Origin of the sequence: Humidesulfovibrio sp., assembly GCF_035560995.1 — a bacterium.
Lineage (GTDB): Bacteria > Desulfobacterota > Desulfovibrionia > Desulfovibrionales > Desulfovibrionaceae > Humidesulfovibrio.
In genome coordinates, this window is sequence record NZ_DATMYK010000159.1 from 1 (window position 1) to 2553 (window position 2553).

Annotated in this window: 4 protein-coding genes; 3 read left to right on the forward strand and 1 reads right to left on the reverse strand. The window is 64.3% G+C overall.

All coding sequences use genetic code 11. The annotated features are described in order from the left end of the window. Window positions 1-102: 102 nt before the first annotated feature. A complete protein-coding gene (locus tag VN419_RS06170) occupies window positions 103-363 on the reverse strand; it encodes a hypothetical protein (protein ID WP_325645547.1) in 261 nt (86 codons plus the stop codon). A 228-nt stretch (window positions 364-591) separates the two neighbouring features. Between VN419_RS06170 and VN419_RS06175 the strand changes: the two genes are divergently transcribed. From VN419_RS06175 to VN419_RS06185, 3 genes are all read left to right on the forward strand, one after another. Continuing rightward, window positions 592-1320 (forward strand): Crp/Fnr family transcriptional regulator, encoded by a 729-nt coding sequence (locus VN419_RS06175; RefSeq protein WP_325645549.1) that lies wholly within the window; start codon window positions 592-594, stop codon window positions 1318-1320. A 413-nt stretch (window positions 1321-1733) separates the two neighbouring features. Continuing rightward, window positions 1734-2249 (forward strand): HEAT repeat domain-containing protein, encoded by a 516-nt coding sequence (locus VN419_RS06180; RefSeq protein ID WP_325645551.1) that lies wholly within the window; start codon window positions 1734-1736, stop codon window positions 2247-2249. A 46-nt stretch (window positions 2250-2295) separates the two neighbouring features. Further along, window positions 2296-2538 (forward strand): GlsB/YeaQ/YmgE family stress response membrane protein, encoded by a 243-nt coding sequence (locus VN419_RS06185; protein ID WP_325645553.1) that lies wholly within the window; start codon window positions 2296-2298, stop codon window positions 2536-2538. Window positions 2539-2553: the final 15 nt, after the last annotated feature.

Genomic DNA, 2553 nt, shown 5'->3' on the forward strand with positions numbered 1-2553 from the left:
TAATGTTGGTGCATGCTCCGGCGACGTTGGCCGGTTGCGGAATGCGGCAAGGGTCTGGGCGGCCTGCGCCCGCCAGCGCCAGCGCCGGCGGGCTTGGCCCTGTTAATTGTGTTCCAGGCCGTGCACGCTGTCCGCACCGAAGGCTCCCATGCAGAAGGAGCCTTCACCGCAAATGGTGTGAGGCGGGCGGACGGAGATTCTGGGCATGTTGCCCACGGCGGCCTTTTTTCCCTTGTGTTTGGGCTGGGGCGCGCGGTCCTGGCGCACGTCCGGGCCTGTGCCGGTTCCGGGCACGGGGATCTGGGGCTTTTCAGGTTTTTTGGCGAGGCCGCTGGTGGATTTCTTGTCAAAGGGCTTTTTCATGATGACCTCCGAATACAGCCATGCCACGCGTCATTGCGAAGGCTTGGTATGATCACCATGGCAGGCACGGGAAATTGCGTCGGTGCGCTATCGCGCATAGTGCGGAAAGAAATGCGCTCCATAGACCATGGCGCGTTAACCCGTCTGTGCGGTGCCGAACAGACGGAGCTGCGTATCTTGATACAGTCCAGGCGACCGTGAGGTTACGCGAATCGAAGGATGGTGCCGATGTCCAAACGTCCAAATGCAAAGCACAATCATCTGCTGAACGCCCTGCCCGCCGAGGTGTTCGACCGCCTGTCGCCAAAGCTTGAGCTGGTGCCGATGCCCCTTGGCTTGGTGCTGTACGAGTCCGGCGACACCATGCGACACGTCTATTTTCCAACCGATTCCATCGTCTCACTTCTGTATGTGATGGAGAACGGCTCTTCGGCCGAGATTTCCGTGGTGGGCAACGAGGGAGTCATCGGAGTTGCCCTGTTCATGGGCGGGGAAAGCACCTCCAGCCGGGCCATCGTGCAGAGCGCGGGCCATGCCTACCGTCTGCTCGGGCAGATCTTCAAGGACGAGTGCAACCGGCACACCGGGCTGCTTTTGCTGATGCTGCGCTATACCCAGGCGCTCATCACCCAGATGGCGCAGACGGCCGTGTGCAACCGGCACCACAGCATCGACCAGCAGCTGTGCCGCTGGCTGCTGCTTTCCCTCGACCGCCTGTCGGACAACCAGCTGAGCATGACCCAGGAGCTCATAGCCAACATGCTCGGCGTCCGGCGCGAGGGCGTGACCGAAGCCGCGGGCAAGCTGCAGAAGCTGGGGATCATCGAGTACAGCCGCGGGCACATCACCGTGCTGGACAGGCCCAGGCTCGAAGCCTTGTGTTGCGAGTGCTACGCCGTGGTCAAAAGGGAAACCGACCGCCTGCTGCCATATCTGGCCACGGCCCCAGAAGCATAAGGCGCGGGCGCAGGGCGGGCGCAGCAGCGCCTGACACTCCTCTTTCTTCTTTTTGAACGCATGTCCGGCACGCTCCGTGGCCGGGCTCTTTGGGTACGCGGCTGGGGCAACCACCGGTTGCCCCGGAATATTGCTGCGCGGCGCACCGCTGCGCATGTCCCGTCCCGCCTCACACCGCATCCATTCGTCCCCGCGCCCCGGAGAAGTTGCCCGCCTATGCGCGGTACCGCACCGACGCGCTGCACGCTTTCCTCCATCCTTCAGATCATGGCTCCTCCCTTTTGGGACGCCGGTTTTGCCGGCGTGACGGAGCAGGCGAAGCCGGGCGCCTGGAACAGCGGACCGTGCGCGCGCCCGTGGAATCGGAACAGACATATGTAAGAAGGACCGCGCCATCGCGTTCGGAGGAAGACATGAGCAAGCAAGCCACCGCAAGCAAGACCCTGGAAGCCTACATGGAAGCGCTCGAAAGCCCGGACGGCATGCTCCGCCAGAGCGCGCGGGAAGGGCTTGTCGCGCTGGGCGGCAAGGCCGTGGCACCTCTGGCGCGGGCCCTTGTCAACGCCAAGGAGAAGCAGGTCCGCTGGGAAGCGGCCAAGGCGCTTGGCGCCATGGAGGATGCCAGGGCCATTCCGGCGCTGGTGCGCGCCTTGGAAGACAGCGATTCGGACGTCATCTGGCTGGCGGCCGAGGCTTTGGGCGAATTCGGCAGCGCGGCCTGGCCCGCGCTTCTGGCGGCCCTGATCGCCGAAGGAACCGAGTCAGCCATTTTGCGCAAGGGCATGCACCACGTTTTCGCCAACCAGAAGGAAAGCGGCAAGGGCGGCGTGCTGGCCCCTCTCCAGTCGGCCCTGGAAGCCGGGGCCCTGCCGGAGGCCGCGCCAATGGCAGCGAGCGAACTGCTGAAGCAGCTGACCGCGCCCGCATGACCGGGTCCCTTTGCCGGTGCGGCAAAGGGAACGGACAGGAGAAGACATGGAAGCGCTCGTTCTGTTCATTCTGATCGGACTCGTCGCCGGCTGGCTTGGCGGCACCTTGGGGAGTGGCGGTTTCGGCGTCCTGGGCGGCATCGTGGTGGGCGTTTTTGGCGCGGTAGTCGGCGGGTATCTCTTCGGGAACGTTGGCATTGGCAACCGGGGGCTGTCCGGAAAGGTGCTCGTGGGAACTGCCGGGGCAGTACTGCTGATTTCCGTTTTGCGCCTCAGCCGGTGGGGCTAGCCGCGCCAAGGCAGG